Annotated in this window: 21 protein-coding genes; 4 read left to right on the top strand and 17 right to left on the bottom strand. The window is 31.1% G+C overall.

From position 1 onward, the window contains the following. Positions 1–2 precede the first annotated feature (2 nt). From O3884_RS00880 to O3884_RS00820, 13 genes are all read right to left on the bottom strand, one after another. On the bottom strand, positions 3–1976 hold the full coding sequence (locus tag O3884_RS00880; protein WP_371451146.1) for a DNA polymerase: 1974 nt from the start codon (positions 1974–1976) through the stop codon (positions 3–5). Between the two features lie 55 nt (positions 1977–2031). Further along, positions 2032–2727 (bottom strand): DUF2815 family protein, encoded by a 696-nt coding sequence (locus O3884_RS00875; protein WP_371451145.1) that lies wholly within the window; start codon positions 2725–2727, stop codon positions 2032–2034. A gap of 26 nt (positions 2728–2753) precedes the next feature. Continuing rightward, on the bottom strand, positions 2754–3935 hold the full coding sequence (locus O3884_RS00870; protein WP_371451144.1) for a DUF2800 domain-containing protein: 1182 nt from the start codon (positions 3933–3935) through the stop codon (positions 2754–2756). Next, a complete protein-coding gene (locus O3884_RS00865) occupies positions 3935–4393 on the bottom strand; it encodes a hypothetical protein (protein ID WP_371451143.1) in 459 nt (152 codons plus the stop codon). Before O3884_RS00865 ends, O3884_RS00870 begins: the two co-directional genes overlap by 1 nt. An 11-nt stretch (positions 4394–4404) precedes the next feature. Further along, positions 4405–4764, bottom strand: coding sequence for a hypothetical protein (locus O3884_RS00860; protein WP_371451142.1), 360 nt, complete (start codon positions 4762–4764; stop codon positions 4405–4407). After that, complete coding sequence (locus tag O3884_RS00855; protein WP_371451141.1) at positions 4742–4930, bottom strand: hypothetical protein; 189 nt, start codon at positions 4928–4930, stop codon at positions 4742–4744. Before O3884_RS00855 ends, O3884_RS00860 begins: the two co-directional genes overlap by 23 nt. Next, the gene (locus O3884_RS00850; protein WP_371451140.1) at positions 4920–5324 is read right to left on the bottom strand and encodes a DUF3310 domain-containing protein; all 405 of its coding nucleotides are present in this window, start codon (positions 5322–5324) and stop codon (positions 4920–4922) included. The genes O3884_RS00855 and O3884_RS00850 overlap by 11 nt, the downstream gene beginning before the upstream one ends. Positions 5325–5401: 77 nt before the next feature. Then, complete coding sequence (locus tag O3884_RS00845) at positions 5402–5731, bottom strand: helix-turn-helix domain-containing protein (RefSeq protein WP_371451139.1); 330 nt, start codon at positions 5729–5731, stop codon at positions 5402–5404. A gap of 1 nt (position 5732) precedes the next feature. Continuing rightward, positions 5733–6236, bottom strand: a complete 504-nt coding sequence (locus O3884_RS00840; RefSeq protein WP_371451138.1) for a dUTP diphosphatase — start codon at positions 6234–6236, stop codon at positions 5733–5735. Next, entirely contained in the window at positions 6237–6461 is a 225-nt protein-coding gene (locus O3884_RS00835; protein ID WP_371451137.1) for a hypothetical protein, read from the bottom strand. Next, positions 6448–6639: a hypothetical protein gene (locus tag O3884_RS00830; protein ID WP_371451136.1), complete on the bottom strand. Its 192-nt coding sequence runs from the start codon at positions 6637–6639 to the stop codon at positions 6448–6450. Before O3884_RS00830 ends, O3884_RS00835 begins: the two co-directional genes overlap by 14 nt. Before the next feature lie 3 nt (positions 6640–6642). Beyond that, a complete protein-coding gene (locus O3884_RS00825; RefSeq protein ID WP_371451135.1) occupies positions 6643–6903 on the bottom strand; it encodes a hypothetical protein in 261 nt (86 codons plus the stop codon). 16 nt (positions 6904–6919) lie between these two features. Continuing rightward, positions 6920–7105: an XRE family transcriptional regulator gene (locus tag O3884_RS00820; RefSeq protein ID WP_371451134.1), complete on the bottom strand. Its 186-nt coding sequence runs from the start codon at positions 7103–7105 to the stop codon at positions 6920–6922. 275 nt (positions 7106–7380) lie between these two features. Here O3884_RS00820 and O3884_RS00815 point away from each other — a divergent pair, with 275 nt between their 5' ends. The 4 genes from O3884_RS00815 to O3884_RS00800 all read left to right on the top strand — a co-directional run bounded on the left by O3884_RS00815 (position 7381) and on the right by O3884_RS00800 (position 10150). Next, a complete protein-coding gene (locus O3884_RS00815; RefSeq protein ID WP_371451133.1) occupies positions 7381–7734 on the top strand; it encodes a helix-turn-helix domain-containing protein in 354 nt (117 codons plus the stop codon). After that, the gene (locus tag O3884_RS00810) at positions 7734–8438 is read left to right on the top strand and encodes an ImmA/IrrE family metallo-endopeptidase (protein ID WP_371451132.1); all 705 of its coding nucleotides are present in this window, start codon (positions 7734–7736) and stop codon (positions 8436–8438) included. Before O3884_RS00815 ends, O3884_RS00810 begins: the two co-directional genes overlap by 1 nt. Positions 8439–8452: 14 nt before the next feature. Further along, a complete protein-coding gene (locus O3884_RS00805; protein ID WP_371451131.1) occupies positions 8453–8953 on the top strand; it encodes a hypothetical protein in 501 nt (166 codons plus the stop codon). A gap of 168 nt (positions 8954–9121) precedes the next feature. After that, positions 9122–10150 (top strand): site-specific integrase, encoded by a 1029-nt coding sequence (locus O3884_RS00800; protein ID WP_371451130.1) that lies wholly within the window; start codon positions 9122–9124, stop codon positions 10148–10150. 100 nt (positions 10151–10250) lie between these two features. Here the strand turns inward: O3884_RS00800 and O3884_RS00795 are convergent, their stop codons facing one another. The 4 genes from O3884_RS00795 to O3884_RS00780 form a co-directional block, all read right to left on the bottom strand. After that, positions 10251–11933 (bottom strand): ABC transporter ATP-binding protein, encoded by a 1683-nt coding sequence (locus O3884_RS00795; protein WP_371451129.1) that lies wholly within the window; start codon positions 11931–11933, stop codon positions 10251–10253. A 21-nt stretch (positions 11934–11954) separates the two neighbouring features. Then, complete coding sequence (locus tag O3884_RS00790; RefSeq protein WP_371451128.1) at positions 11955–12674, bottom strand: ABC transporter ATP-binding protein; 720 nt, start codon at positions 12672–12674, stop codon at positions 11955–11957. Positions 12675–12847: 173 nt separating this feature from the next. Further along, positions 12848–13588, bottom strand: a complete 741-nt coding sequence (locus O3884_RS00785) for an ABC transporter permease (protein WP_371451127.1) — start codon at positions 13586–13588, stop codon at positions 12848–12850. 276 nt (positions 13589–13864) lie between these two features. Further along, entirely contained in the window at positions 13865–14500 is a 636-nt protein-coding gene (locus O3884_RS00780; protein WP_371451126.1) for a TetR/AcrR family transcriptional regulator, read from the bottom strand. Between the last annotated feature and the right edge of the window lie 100 nt (positions 14501–14600).

Here is a 14600-nt window from a genome sequence, read left to right as displayed (position 1 = left end):
TTCTAATCTTTCATATAATATTTAGTTTCAAATCCAGCACCTTTTAGCACTAATCCAGGAGCCCAAGGAATAGGCTCTGCCAAAATATTATTTACATCTTCTAGTTTTTCATCATCGTAAGCATCTATCACCACTTCATCGTGAATATGCATTACAACGTCATAATTTTTTTCGTACAATCTTAACAATGTTTCCGCTAGGCAATCTCTTGCTATTGCTTGTACAATATTCTCGACTAGCTTTCCTCCATAAGTTGAGTTAACTTCCCATTTTTTAGTAGTCTGGTTAACTCCATAATAATGAAGTGCATCTTTTTCAAATTGATTCAATTTTAGAAAAGGCTTAGGATAATAAAGTGAACGGCCACTAGGTAATTTAATTGATATAAAATCGAGACCATACATCATATCCCATTCACGTTGAATCTCAAGTCCTCGTACATATTGAGTTCCGTTGCCATTCATAGCTTGAATTACAGCATCTCCAACGGCATACCACAAGCGAACAATGTTCTTATTAGCTTCTCTCCAACGAACTTTAATATCCGTAAGTTCTTCACTTGTAAGGCCCATTCTATCAGCTCCCATTGCTATTAAAGCTGATTCACCGCCTTGATATCCTAATGCTAATGTTGCTACTTTACCACGTTGCCTTAAGCTATATTCAGGATTACCTTTTGAGATTTTATCGATCGGTACATTAAACATCTGACTTGCTGTTGCTTCGTAGATTTTACCATGTGTTGCAAATACTTCATTAACCCACTCTTCACCTGCTAACCAAGCAATTACACGTGCTTCAATGGCGCTAAAATCACTTATTATAAACTTATCCTTACTAGCAATAAATGCTGTTCTTACTAATTGGCTTAGAGTGTCAGGCACATTACCATATAGAAGTTTTAAAGCTTCATAATTACCAGCTTTTGCAAAATTTCTAGCTGTGTCTAGCGTATCGATGTAGTTTCTAGGTAAGTTTTGAACCTGCACTAATCTACCGGCCCAACGACCAGTCCTGTTAGCTCCGTAAAACTGTAACAGCCCTCGAACTCTATCGTCCTTACACATCGCATTTTCCATAGCTGCATATTTACTAACACTAGTTTTTCCAAGTTGTTGCCTTATCTCTAAAACTCTTTTAACTTTCAACGGTAAATTATCTCTTGATAACAAATCAGAAATAACATCTTTTGTTAATCCGTCAAGTTCTTCTCCTAATTGACTTTCAACCCAGGTTTTAAGTTGACTAACACTATTTGGATTTTCAAGTTCAGTGATTTTAAAAGCTTCCTCTGTTAAATTATTAGTACTTTCAGAATCAATAGAAAGCACACCATTTACAAGAGCTCTATCCACCATTACTCCGTTAGCGTTCATTAGAATATCCATTTCCCAAAGTTTTTGCTCTTTTGATGGAACTTCAAAAGCTTTTATATACTGAAATATTTCATATTCTGCTTCTACGTCCTGCATATTATATTCACAGTATAGTTTCCATTTCTCTAAATCGTGATGCGGATCATTCCAAGTCCTACCCCCGTTAGTTTTAGTAGGTTTACACGGAACTGAGAAATATTGAATTAATCTACTTCCAGTTGTCAATTTCTTCTTATCTTCAGCAATACCTATTGCCTTACCAGTCATTCCTAATCCAGCAGGCAACCCTAAATAAGTAGCGTGCATCATTGTGCACCTCCACTGAGATATATTAGTCTCATATCCAGCCCTATTTAAACAGTACCACTCAAAAGCAGCATTATATGCGTGCTTAATACAATCTGGATTATTTAATAGAGCAACGATATCATCAGGAATTTTCTCACCTTGTTTTAAATCTACCAATTTAACTTCCGAATCATTAAGTTTGTAAGAGAATAGCAAAATTTCAAAGTCTTCAGATTGAGCATATTTGTAAGCCCCGCATTTAGAAATATTCACACTACTTCGTGTTTCAATATCAATACTTAAATGTTGCATATAGTCCTCCTAAAAATTTAGGGGGGACTAACCCCCCTTTAGTAATTTATTAATATTAAAGTGGAAGTCCAGTTAACGGATCTACACCAAATGAACCTTGTTGAGTATGTTGTTGGTATTGAGTTGTAGTTTGTTGATACTGCTGTACAGGTTGTGATTGTTGCGGATTAGTGAATGGATTAGTGAATGGATTAGGATTTGATGTACCACCTAACGCTGTAAATACTTTATCTGCAGATACTGGAGCACCACCTAAGACTTCACCATCTCTAACTTTTTGAATGTGAGTTAGTCCGAACCCTACACCTTTTTTCCCTGTATGCAGGTAAGGGAAAACATTAATAGCTACGTTCGCATACACTCCAGAATAAATTTCAGATTGATTTAGGATAGGTTGGACATTTTGATCTACAATTTGAGGTTGTCTATCTGCATTTGCACTTGCAGTAAAAACCCAACAACCTTTACATTCATCTCCGAAAGGTGTTCCATCTTGCTTCACACCATCACCATCATGAATAGGAGTAGCAACTACAGGAGGCATTACACCGTTCCATTTCTCATTTAATCCCTTTTGAGCTGCAGCTTGAATTGCTGCATCTAATCTTTGCTTACTATTTAAATCACTTTTCGGTAATAAGATTGTAGTGCTATATTTTGGTGGTAAATCTGAATTGTTTGAGAAAGGTTTGAATACGTTTACATAACTTAATCTCACGTTTTGTACTACTGCTGTTGTTTCATTTGTCATAATTTTATAATCTCCTTAATTTCTGTTTAATTTAATGGTTTAAAAATGCTTGTCGCATTTACAGTATTTGTTATTGAAGGTCGTTTATCATTTTCAAACACTAAAGTAGGCTTACCTTCACTGGTAACGACCATATCACCTACTAAATTGTTAAATTGTTCTTTTCCAAGGGCTTTTTCTAGTTTGGCCAAAGTCAACGGTACTTTATCAAAGATTATTGCTTCATCAATACCGCCGTCCATTAATTTCTTAAGAGCCTCATCTTGATTAGTCCAAGAGCGTGAAGTTCTACCAGCTACTGCTTTTAGTCCCTTAACATCTTCACCAGTTAAGCATAGATTCAAGGCATAAGCTTTTAAATCGTTAACCCACTTCGCTATGTCTTCACCTCTTGAGATATATTCGAATAGCTTATCTCTAGGAATTTCATTAGGATTTAAGTGTATTTCTGATTCAAGAGATAAATTATTCTCCGCCCTGGCCGAACAAATATCACGGGCCTTACAGAATTTACAAGCCTTAGCCGACGGGACTAATTCACCTGTTCCACTTAGAGCCTTACTTGATTGAACGTTGAAATAATCACCCCATAATAACAATTCTGTTAGGTCAACTTCCCAACTTGAATAGTTACTTAATCGTGGTTGCACTATGTTCATTTCAATTTTTTTGATATCATAAATTAAGCTAAATGAATTGTAAGCACCAAGTGCATATAAGATTAATTGTTCATTTTTCTCAGCAGAGACTGGAACCCCCTTACCATATTTCAAGTCGATTATAGAAAGTGTAGATCCGTGAATTAAAATACAGTCACAAGTCCCAAATCCTCCAGGAACCCAACTAGAAAAATCTACTCTTTTTTCAATCTCAATATAAGGCTTAGATGGAAAGCTTAAAGCTTTTTCTTTTATAAAATCAACATAATTGTCTGTGAACCCATCCATTTCAGCTTGATATAATTCATCTTCTTTTATCTTTTTAACTGCCGCATTAAGCTTTCTCTTACCAAAGCCTTTTGAATCTAAATAATGCTTTAGTTTTAGTTCACTTAATTCATGTGCCAACGTTCCTTCTTTTGCATAAACAGACTCAGTGTCTGGAATACCTTCCTCCATTTGCACGCTACCAGGACAGGTGGCCCACCTACTGGCACCACTAGCACTAAGCTTTGCGTGAGCCCTTTCTTTATGGTTAATCTCAGTCATTAGATAGCCGCTCCTAATTCTCTTAATCTCAGTGCAAAAGCTCCGTATTGTTCAACAGGTAATGTTGTAAGGGCTAGTGAGTTAAACTCTTGTAATAAGCCTTGTAAAAGTTGAATTTTACCCGCTTGAACTAAAGTACTTGATGCACGTTGTAAGTCTTCCAAAGTATAGGCTTTTTCAGCAACAGGTACAACGGTTTGTACAGTTTGTTGAGTTGGTACTGTTTGCTGAACAGTTTGTGTTGGTCCAGTTTGTACTGTTTGTACAGGTGCAGTTTGTACTGTTTGCTGAATCGTTTGTGTTGGTAATTGAGTTTGTTGCACAGGAGAATCTTTAAAAGCCTCCACATTAACTGCTACATTCTCAACTGCATTTCCATATCTTGCTATAATTTCATCTAATAAAAGGATATCCTCCTTATTTGTGATTAACACATTTGCATTTACTATTAATTTCATTTTTTAATCTCCTATTTTAAATCTTTTAATAATCTTCTACCTTCTTGAATATACTGAATTTTTATATTGTGATCTGTACATTCTTGAATATTTTCTATAACAACGTCAACTAATTTCTTCAAATATCCTCTTCTTGAGAACTCTTCTGAAGAATGGTTATAATCTTTCAAAAATGCTATGCTTTCCAAAGCTGTATATTTACCATCTTCGATTATAATTTCACCATTATTTTTTAATCTGTTTAAAGGCATTCTCATTTTGTCATAAGGAAAACCTAAATTATTAATTAGTTCATATCTACTGCATCCAGGATTAGAATATATGTAATTTCTAATCGCTTGAGTTAAATTAACTCCAGTATTCTTCCTCATTCTTAAACTCCTCCATTTCATAAACTTTATTATTTAGAATGTCAATAACTTCTCTTATCTTTCTACGTTCTAATGATTCGAAATTTGCATAATCTACACAGTCTGCAAGCTTGTTTCCTGTGAATCGTAAATCTGCTATGATATCTGAGTATTTTTTATTCTCCATTTTCTTCATCTCCTAATTTATCGATAAAATCAGATATAACAGACTTAAATATCTCTCCACCATCTATCATTACACAATTTATATTTCTATTTTTTAAAAACTCTTTCTCTTGAGGAGTTAATAGAGAATTTAACTTATCAAATACCGCTATCTCTTCAGAACGCTTTCCACTTGCTTTTAGTCCTTCTAAATCATTCAACCAAAATTCACAGTATCTTATTATCTTCTTGATGTCGTCCTGCGGTTCATCATGTTTCTTGTTTGCTCTTATACCATATTTCAAGATGTTAGCTTGACACACACTGCCAAAGTCTGCCACTACATCTTGAATTAAATCTATTGTTTCAATTCCACCAGCTATATAGTGGTTCGGATTAATATTATCTTTTGTCACTTGATTTTTCCTCCTAAATATGTTATTTTTAAGTTGTATATTTTTGTAAATAGTCGTTGTTTTAAACGGCTATTTTTTTATATCTTCTTTTCTTCCTTCACTCTTATCATTAAATCAATAAGCTCTTTTTTAGGAAGTTTAATTAAACTTTTATAGAGTTCTTCAATTTCATTAATATCATTACCATAAAGTAACTTATCAACACTAGTATTTCCCATGATAGCTATTTTAGTTAAAGCTGCTTCTGGTGGAAGTCGAAAACCTTGTTCCCAATCAGACACACTACTTTTACTAGCTTTAACCTTTTCTGCGAATTCAATCAAAGTTAAAAAGTTACGTTTCCTAATAGTTGAAATACGTCGCCCAACTTGCTTTTTGTTGATATTTTCATCCTGGTTTCTTTTCATCTTAATACCCCTCTTTTTGTCGTTGGATATTCACTAATGATTTCTTTTTATAAGCTTCAAATAAATCTTCAAAACTGTAATAAATCATTGCGATATTTAAAATTAATTCAATAGAAAATCCTACTGACTGCTTGTAAACTGTATTGTGTACTCTTTTTGAGAATAACTCACCATGTTCAATCTCATTTCTCATTAATTTAATGTGTTGATCATTATTTCTATTTAACACAGTTGCACATCTATCAATTTCAAAATGTTTCTCATCGTCATTTAATAACGATAATGCGAACGCTAGACAATCAGCTAGTTCATCTAGTTGTTTCTCAACTGGTGTCTTATGCTTTTTCCAAATTTTGAAAAATCCGATAGCGTTATACCACTCATGGAATTCTTCACTTAAGGCTGTTATTATTTTTTCTCGTTGCCATGTTTCCATGTGTTTATCTACTTCATGTTGAATAATTTGTAATTTTACTAACTCATTAAATAATTTTAAATTTTCCATTTAATACGCTCCTTTCATTTCGTTTAAATCTATATCTAATGCATTTGCTAACATCACCACATAATCAAATTTCAGTGATAGATTAATTTTATATCTGAAACTATAAATTATCGGAGCTGGAACACCGCTCATTAAACTTAGTTCGGTTGGCTTTATTTTTAATTCTTCAATTCTATCATTCAGTTTTTTTCTGAAATAATCACTAACTTTATTATTCTTCTTCATAGTCTTCAAACAACTCCTTACCACGTTCATCAAGTGTGTAAAACGGTAATAACGTTGCTCCTAGTAGAAATGATAATATTGTTTGCCACTCGATATTGCTTAATACAAGTGTACACATTGCAACAACAATACAAGTCCAGTAGTAAGTGTTGAATTTTCTTTTCCTTAATTTATCCATAGATTAAGCTCCTTTCTTTTGCGAATCGTTATATAGATGTAAAAACATCTCAACCCTTGCATAATGATATTTTTTTAAACGTTGATTAACTATACGAATTAAATCATAAGAATTTTCAAGTTTCATAATCTCAGGTTCAATTTTCTTTAGCATATATTTAGAAATATTAATCTTGCTTGGTAAATCTTTTTCATAAACCCAAAACTTTCGTTCAGCTAAAAACTTCTCATAAGCTTCATCTTGTTCAGATGTGTTAAACTGCATTTTAATCACCTCCTATCTAAATTATCCCCTCGGCTTTTAAGATGTATTCAATTTTTTCAATTCTTTCTTTTGGTGTTCTCTTTCCTTTTAAAATATCGATTGTATAAGGAACAGAAATACCAACCATGTTAGAAAGCCAAGTTATTGTTTTCTTTTTAAGTTCTAATTTATACTTTACCTCTCTATAAAACTCCTCTGACATACTTTCACCCCCTTTAGATTTTTTGATAAAATTATTGGATAATATATTGACTTTTTTTATCCAATATGCTAAAATTTAAGCATAGCTAAATAGACAAATAAATAAAACTATATCCTTAGTATTACTAACGTTTGCCGACGTTCTTTTTATTAAAATGTTTATTAGCTAAATAACTAGCTTAACTAAAGTATATTATATTTTTGGATAATTGTCAACAGTTTTTTATCCAAAAAGATAAAGTATTTTTGTTGTGCTTTCGAAATGAGGTGAAAACCATGGATATGCTCTTAAAGATAAAACAATTAGCGAATCAAAAAGGTATTACTATATCAGAATTAGAGCGCAGAATAAACTTATCTAATGGGCAAATTGGAAAATGGAGTAGACAGACTCCAGGAATAGACAAAGTTCAAAAAGTCGCCGACTACTTCAACGTATCAGTCGATTACCTGCTGGGCAGAGAGAAACCAGAAGAAGATTTATACGAACAACAACTAGTCGCTATGTTTAGAAAACAAACAGACGGGATGAACGATTCACAAAAAGAAAAGTTCAACAAATCACTAGACAAATTATTTTCAGTCGCAGAAGCTTTACTAAGTGACGAAGATAGTTGGAAAGGAGATTAATGAAAAAACACGAATACAACATCGTAAGCAAAGACAGGTATTTACAATATCGACAAAAAGCATACGAAATACTGGGAGAAATAGGACTTGATCCAAAACTAATCACATACAAACACATAATAAATCACTTTAGAAAGAAGTACAATATAAAATTTATTCTATTTGACGTAGAATATCCAGAATTTGGAATACAACCAAAAATAAATGATTACTTTGGGAGGCTGCTTAACACAAACATAGTCCAAGGAGTCGATATGGAATTTATTAAAAAGTGTTCAGGTATAATCATCCCCAAAAAAGACAAATACGTAATAATGATAAATCAATCTTCAGGGTATTTAGAAAGAATCATATTCACTGTATTGCATGAATTAAGTCACGTTCATTGTCATTTACAAGGGAATATTAACAGAGCATTCATGTCACTTAATAACGATATGATAGTAGGTGAATATCCAAAAGAAATGCAACCGTTCGAAGATGAAGCAAATATAGTAGCCTCTATTCTATATTTACCTGATGAAACTATAGTAGACCTAATAACAAAAGGATATAGCTTTGACGAGATACAAAAAGAGGTAAAAATAAGCAATACAGCTTTATTCAACAGACTTCGTAACTTTCTAATCTATAGAGATATATCACCATATGATGCTACTAATTTCGTAACAACTTTTAGAAATGGAGCACAAATAAGAATATAAAAGGAGCTATTATAATGAAAAGAAAAATATTATTAAATTCACTTATCGCAGGAGCTATATTAATTAGCGGATGTTCAAGTAGTAAGGAGGAGAAAAAGGAAGAAAGTAAAACAGAACAAACTCAACCTAAAGAAAAACTATCAGTTGAAAATATTAAATATGAAAACAGAAAAGATCCAGATATAAAATATGTTAGCTATGGAATAGTTAAATTAACTCAAGATGAGTGGAATAACTTAACTCCAGAAAAAATCAATACATTTATCAAACAATGGGTAGAAAAAAGAGATGCTTACCATCAAAAATCATTGATTATTTATAATGAGTCGACTAAAAAAGCTATAATAGCATTAGGTACTGATGAGATAATCAACTATAGACCATTTGAAATAAATGTGTCTCAAAAATCAAAATTTGATGTTTCTAATCCATCAGCAACAATGTTTGTTTGGAGTGACAAAGAAAAATCATATAATCATATAGAGTCAAAAGCTAAATTAGATTTAACTAAATAAAAGTATTGCTATTTGCAACACAAAATAAAAAACTCTCTGCACCCCGCCAAGAGTTAGAGAGTTTTTGGCAATCTTAAAAAAATTTAAGATGTGGAGCGAACCTCGCTCATTTAACTAATATTATACCATACACATCTTAAGTTTAACAAGAAAGGATGTGTATTTATTATGCAAAAAAGACAACTTCCAAATGGAAAATGGCAGTTCACAGAAGGATATAAAGATAAAGATGGAAAATACCGACGTATCACAGTAATTAAACCTAACAAAACACGAGCTTCAGAAAAAGAAGCATACGAGGAATTACAAGAGAAAATTAAAGAAAAATTAGAAGATAAAATAGAGTTAAAAACTATCGGATATTATAAAAATGAATTTTTAGAGATCAAAAAGAACGCTGTGAGTATTAACACTCTGAATTCTTATGAGATTTGCCTTAAATTACTAGAAGATGATTTATATCTCGATGATATCACAAAATTAAAATATGAGAAAAAACTAATCGAATATAGAGAAATGTATTCTCCTGGTCATGTTAAATTAATTAAAACTATCTTTAACATCTTCTTTAAATTTATTAAATCTTACTATGTTCCAACATTTGACATCAATCTAGAATATACCTTATCTAAAGAAGATAAATTCAAAGAAAAACAAAAGATTAAATATATAGAGACTAATAAAATTCCAGAAGTGTTAGAATCAATCGCCCACCCTATTACTAAAGATTTTGTAACAGTTCAATTACTAACAGGCTTACGTGTTGGAGAATTGTTGGCAATTACTCCAAAAGATATTGATATAAAAAATAAGACGCTTAGTGTAAACAAAACAAAACACACTTCAGGAATCTTCACATCACCTAAAACTTTATCCAGTGTTCGTATAATTGAAATCGACGATAGAACCTTAAATATTTTAATGCGATATATCAGTGCTTCAGAGACTTTATTCAACACTAATATTTCAACACTTAATTACAACTTAAAAAAAGTAAAACTATCTACACATATGTTCAGACACACTCACGTTGCTTTATTAGTAGAAGCTGGAGTGCCGATTAAAGTTATTTCTGAGAGATTAGGTCATTCAAAAATTGATACTACTCTTAATATTTACACTCATGTAACTGAAAATATGAAATTAGATCTCAGAACAAAATTAAATAACCTTTGCGCAGATATTACGCAAAAATAAAAATAAGCCTGTTAGACCTCTATTTAACAGGCTTTTTAATATTATAATAAATAATACTCTATCACTAACTTCAGCTACTAATCTGCCTTCTCTATCAAAGTTACACACTTAATCCAAATAACTTATAAAACTCACCTTCCCTATACATCAAGTCATCAAAAGAACCATCTTCAACAATGACTCCTTCTTTCATAAAGATAATTCTATCGTATTTTTTTAAAATAGTTTTATTCAACTTATGTGTGACAACAAGAGCTGTCAAATCTTGGATTTTCAAGATTGAATTTTCAATTTCAGTAGTAACTTGATTGTCCAAAGATGAGGTAGCCTCATCCAGTAATAAGATTGGTGTTTTACGAATTAAGGCACGTGCAATACTAAGTCTTTGTTTTTCTCCACCGGATAGATTCGCTCCATTTTCACCACATAAAGTTTGTAGACCCAATTCATTTTCTAAAAGATAATTTTCTAACCCAGACTGCCGTACAGCTTGTTTTATATCATCTTCTGCGAAAGGTTGATTAAGGGTAATATTCGCACTTAACGTATCATCAAAGATATAAACATCTTGTTGAACTACAGTTATTAAGTTATACAGACTCTCTGACGAAATATCTTGCAAATCTTGATTATCAATTGAAATATTCCCACTTGTTACATCATAAAAACGCAATAATAGATTGAGTAAAGTTGATTTCCCACTCCCTGACATACCTACGATTGCAATTTTTTCTCCCTTTTGAATATCCAAAGATAAATTATTAAAAATCTTTTCTTCAGCATTAGGATAAGAAAAATCTATATTTGAAAAAGAAATTACATCATCAAAATATTCTTTCCTTTTACCAGTTTGAAGTTCAACTGCATCTTTTACTTCAAATGAATTCAGTGTAACCTGACCTTCACGGAGTTTACTTATTCCCATACCAATTTCATTTAACGGCATTACTACAAAATTTACTAATTGAACAATAGCTGTTACACTCCCAATTGTGGTACGACCATCAAAGACAAGATACATTCCTCCACCAAAAGCTACCAAAAAAACAATCATCCCTGAAAGCTGAGAAATTACACTAGCCAAAACATCAAATTTCCCTTTTATATAATAAATTTCATCCAATTTTTCACTTTCATAATTGTAATCCTGACGGATAGCTTCTTTCACGTTAAAGCTTTTAATAACCAGAAATCCTGCTAGAATATCTTTAATCTTAGCTAAATACTTCTGATCAGCAATAATAGCACTATTTTGTAAAGAAGCTAACTTTTGTCCAATAATTCCTGAAATTATCATTGGAATAATGCTGGCAATGATAACCAATAAAGTTAAAAACCAGTTACCTATAAACATGGCTATTAGCGAGAAAATCATCAAAGAAAAGTTTTTTGAAATATTAAAATACTGGTACAAATAGTCTTGCTCAATTTTCTTCATATTTTCAGTCAATATAGAAATATATTTTCCTGATTTATCCTTAGAAAATTTTCTATAATCCTTATCTAAAATTGATTGAAACACCTTGTTTTTATATCTTGACATAATTTCTCTAACAAGTTTATTTCTCAATCGAAGAGATATGAAATTAAGACCAGCATAGGCGAAAATAACAGCAACGCCAACTAATACAGCTTCAGTCAGTGCTTTTCTATTTTGGGACAGTCCACTATCAATAATACCTTTAATAGAATAAGCAAAAGCAATATTAATTAAAGGGACTAGCATATTAAAGATCATGAAAGCATAATGAAACTTTTTATGGTCCTTTATCAATTGTTTCATTCTTAATCCACCTCATAATTATTAAATTTTATTTAGAAAATGCGACATAAAGTATTCTTCTAAGTCAATATTTTCTCTCATAATTTCCTTCATAGAGATTTGTTCAATCATTTCTCCATTTTTTATAACACCAATCTTATCTGCTATCTGTGAAATTTCGGATAAGATATGACTTGAGATTAATATTGTAATTCCATGCTCCTTAGAAAGGAGCAGCAAAAGATTTCGAATTTCTTGAATTCCTATTGGATCCAAACCATTGATTGGTTCATCTAAGATTAATAATCTAGGTTTTGTTAAAAAAGCCCTAGCTAAACCGAGTCGTTGCCTCATTCCTAACGAAAACTCTTTTACTTTTTTAGTAGTATTTTTTAATCCTACCATACTTAAGACACTTATTATGTCTGATTCATTAATATTTTCCCCCATATACTGAGCATGAATTTTCAAGATTTCTTTTGCAGTACAGTTTTCATAAAAAATTGGTGTTTCAATAATACTACCAATCTGACTTAGAATTTCCTCTCTGTGTTCTTGTAAATTTTTCCCGAAAATTTCAATACTACCAGATGTAATAGTTGATAAGGTCAACATACATTTCATTAAAGTTGTTTTTCCGGCACCATTGGGACCTAAAAAACCATATATTTCTCCTTCAGCAATTTGAAGGTTAATACCACTCAAAATTTCCTCCTTATCAATAGTTTTAAAAAGTTCTTTTATTTCAACAACATTTCTCATTTCTATACCTCTCTTTCTATATCCAACTTCCAATACTAAATTCATTTCCTTCAGGAATATAAATATCAACTTGTATAGTATCTTCTTGTAAAGTAATTATCAAAGAACTATTACTTATTTTAGCCATTTCACTTTATTCCTGAAAAAATTCATTCCATTAAATTAATCTATAACTACTTGATATTAATATCTTTTCTTGAAATATTATAAATTGAAACTGAAGCAATAATTATACTTATGAAACTAGCAAAGATTAAAAACAATGGGTTGTCAACAAAGTTATTAGTTAAACTCCCTGGGGTTGCATTAGATAGTAATGCTGCTAAGCCAAGTCCTGAAAGCATTGTTATAGGTGTTGAATACTTAATCATACCTATAACAAAAGGTAATACCCCGATTAATACTGTCCCAAACGTAGTTCCGACTAAATTAATTAATTGATTAAGTACTGGGATATAATTTGATTCAGTTAAAACCGCGATTAATTTAATTAACAATTGAATAACTAAATGTGCAGTAAAATGAGCAATAAATGATATTAAAATTACCGATATAATTTTTCCCCAGAGTAATTTTATTTTAGAAATAGGGTAAGAAAACAACTGAAAAATTGTTCTTTGTTTAAATTCATCAATAAAAACTATAGACAATAAATAAGCTTCAAAAATTAAAAATGCTGCTTTTGTAAATAAAGATGAAAACAACGATGCTGCAATTGCCCAATTTCCCCATTTATCAGTAATTCTAAAATTATTAGAACTCTGTCCTACAAATTCTCCTAATTTATTATCCGTACCCAGCCCCATGATAATAATTCCTGTAACACCTGATACTATCAATATAGTAACAAACCAAGCCAACAATAATTTAGATTTCGAAATCTTATTGATTTCAATCTTAATAAGCGACAACATAGATTTTTTCCTCCTAAAAGTAAATATAGTTCATATTATTTAAACTGTTCTTAACACATATTTAAAATAATCATTTTAATAAAATAACACTATTGCACATACCTACGGTATGCCAGAAACAAAAATATAAACATACTACTGGTATGTAAATGGGGTTTTTAATAACATACCTGAGTATGTTATTTTTAAAATATCAAATACTTAAAATATATTTGTAAAACAATAACTGATTAAATCGATAAAAAGTTATTACTAACAAGAATATAATAAGACTATCTATTTAACACCTTTTAAGTGGTCAAATAATTGGAAAATTACCTCCATCATTTCATCAGAAATCAAGTGCACTCCTAGTCCATCAAAAGAAAGTTTAATGAATTTCATTTTTCTCTTCAGTTCCTCTACTGAATAAACAGAAATTTGGAATCCAATCCAAATATTCAAAGTTAAAACAATCAAATCAGCCAGTTCTTCTGGATATTCTGTTTTAATTGATTCATCTTTAACACCTTCGTAAACTCTTTCTCTAATTTCTGGTAAAAAATCAGAAAATAAACTTAAATACTGTTCTCCTAACAAACGTGGACTTCTTAACTTTATCGAAGCTGAATATACAAGCCTTTGTTGTTCAAAATTAGAGAAAGCATCCATCAAAGAATTTTGTATTTTTTCTAACCCAGTATCTCCCCTCCAATTATAATTTAGAATTTCTTGATTATTTTCTTTAATAATTGATTGTAATATCTCCTGTTTCGATTCAAAATGATGATAAATAACACCTTTCGTCAATCCACCTAATCCATTTATTATATCTTGTATTGAGGTATTATCAAATCCCTTTTTTAAAAATAAATCTTTAGAAACCTCTAGTATTTTTTTTCTAGTTTCATGTGGATTTCTATTCCTTGCCATAATATCTCCTTCCTATCATACCAACGGTATGTAACCTCATTATAATCCACTAAACTAATAATGTCAAGTTTCTTATTATCTTTTCATCACTCGAATACAC

Origin of the sequence: Gemella sp. 20925_1_85, assembly GCF_041433735.1 — a bacterium.
In the GTDB taxonomy this organism is placed as follows: Bacteria; Bacillota; Bacilli; order Staphylococcales; family Gemellaceae; genus Gemella.
This window is presented reverse-complemented; position numbering and strand designations above follow the sequence as displayed.

Bases quoted from the DNA above. Each gene is read 5' to 3' on its own strand.
- O3884_RS00840 (WP_371451138.1), bottom strand. From the start codon at position 6,236: ATGGAAAATTTAAAATTATTTAATGAGTTAGTAAAATTACAAATTATT.
- O3884_RS00835 (WP_371451137.1), bottom strand. From the start codon at position 6,461: ATGAAGAAGAATAATAAAGTTAGTGATTATTTCAGAAAAAAACTGAAT.
- O3884_RS00830 (WP_371451136.1), bottom strand. From the start codon at position 6,639: ATGGATAAATTAAGGAAAAGAAAATTCAACACTTACTACTGGACTTGT.
- O3884_RS00875 (WP_371451145.1), bottom strand. From the start codon at position 2,727: ATGACAAATGAAACAACAGCAGTAGTACAAAACGTGAGATTAAGTTAT.
- O3884_RS00860 (WP_371451142.1), bottom strand. From the start codon at position 4,764: ATGAGGAAGAATACTGGAGTTAATTTAACTCAAGCGATTAGAAATTAC.
- O3884_RS00800 (WP_371451130.1), top strand. From the start codon at position 9,122: ATGCAAAAAAGACAACTTCCAAATGGAAAATGGCAGTTCACAGAAGGA.
- O3884_RS00820 (WP_371451134.1), bottom strand. From the start codon at position 7,105: ATGTCAGAGGAGTTTTATAGAGAGGTAAAGTATAAATTAGAACTTAAA.
- O3884_RS00880 (WP_371451146.1), bottom strand. From the start codon at position 1,976: ATGCAACATTTAAGTATTGATATTGAAACACGAAGTAGTGTGAATATT.
- O3884_RS00795 (WP_371451129.1), bottom strand. From the start codon at position 11,933: ATGAAACAATTGATAAAGGACCATAAAAAGTTTCATTATGCTTTCATG.
- O3884_RS00805 (WP_371451131.1), top strand. From the start codon at position 8,453: ATGAAAAGAAAAATATTATTAAATTCACTTATCGCAGGAGCTATATTA.
- O3884_RS00815 (WP_371451133.1), top strand. From the start codon at position 7,381: ATGGATATGCTCTTAAAGATAAAACAATTAGCGAATCAAAAAGGTATT.
- O3884_RS00825 (WP_371451135.1), bottom strand. From the start codon at position 6,903: ATGCAGTTTAACACATCTGAACAAGATGAAGCTTATGAGAAGTTTTTA.
- O3884_RS00780 (WP_371451126.1), bottom strand. From the start codon at position 14,500: ATGGCAAGGAATAGAAATCCACATGAAACTAGAAAAAAAATACTAGAG.
- O3884_RS00810 (WP_371451132.1), top strand. From the start codon at position 7,734: ATGAAAAAACACGAATACAACATCGTAAGCAAAGACAGGTATTTACAA.
- O3884_RS00785 (WP_371451127.1), bottom strand. From the start codon at position 13,588: ATGTTGTCGCTTATTAAGATTGAAATCAATAAGATTTCGAAATCTAAA.
- O3884_RS00870 (WP_371451144.1), bottom strand. From the start codon at position 3,935: ATGACTGAGATTAACCATAAAGAAAGGGCTCACGCAAAGCTTAGTGCT.
- O3884_RS00790 (WP_371451128.1), bottom strand. From the start codon at position 12,674: ATGAGAAATGTTGTTGAAATAAAAGAACTTTTTAAAACTATTGATAAG.
- O3884_RS00845 (WP_371451139.1), bottom strand. From the start codon at position 5,731: ATGAAAAGAAACCAGGATGAAAATATCAACAAAAAGCAAGTTGGGCGA.
- O3884_RS00855 (WP_371451141.1), bottom strand. From the start codon at position 4,930: ATGGAGAATAAAAAATACTCAGATATCATAGCAGATTTACGATTCACA.
- O3884_RS00865 (WP_371451143.1), bottom strand. From the start codon at position 4,393: ATGAAATTAATAGTAAATGCAAATGTGTTAATCACAAATAAGGAGGAT.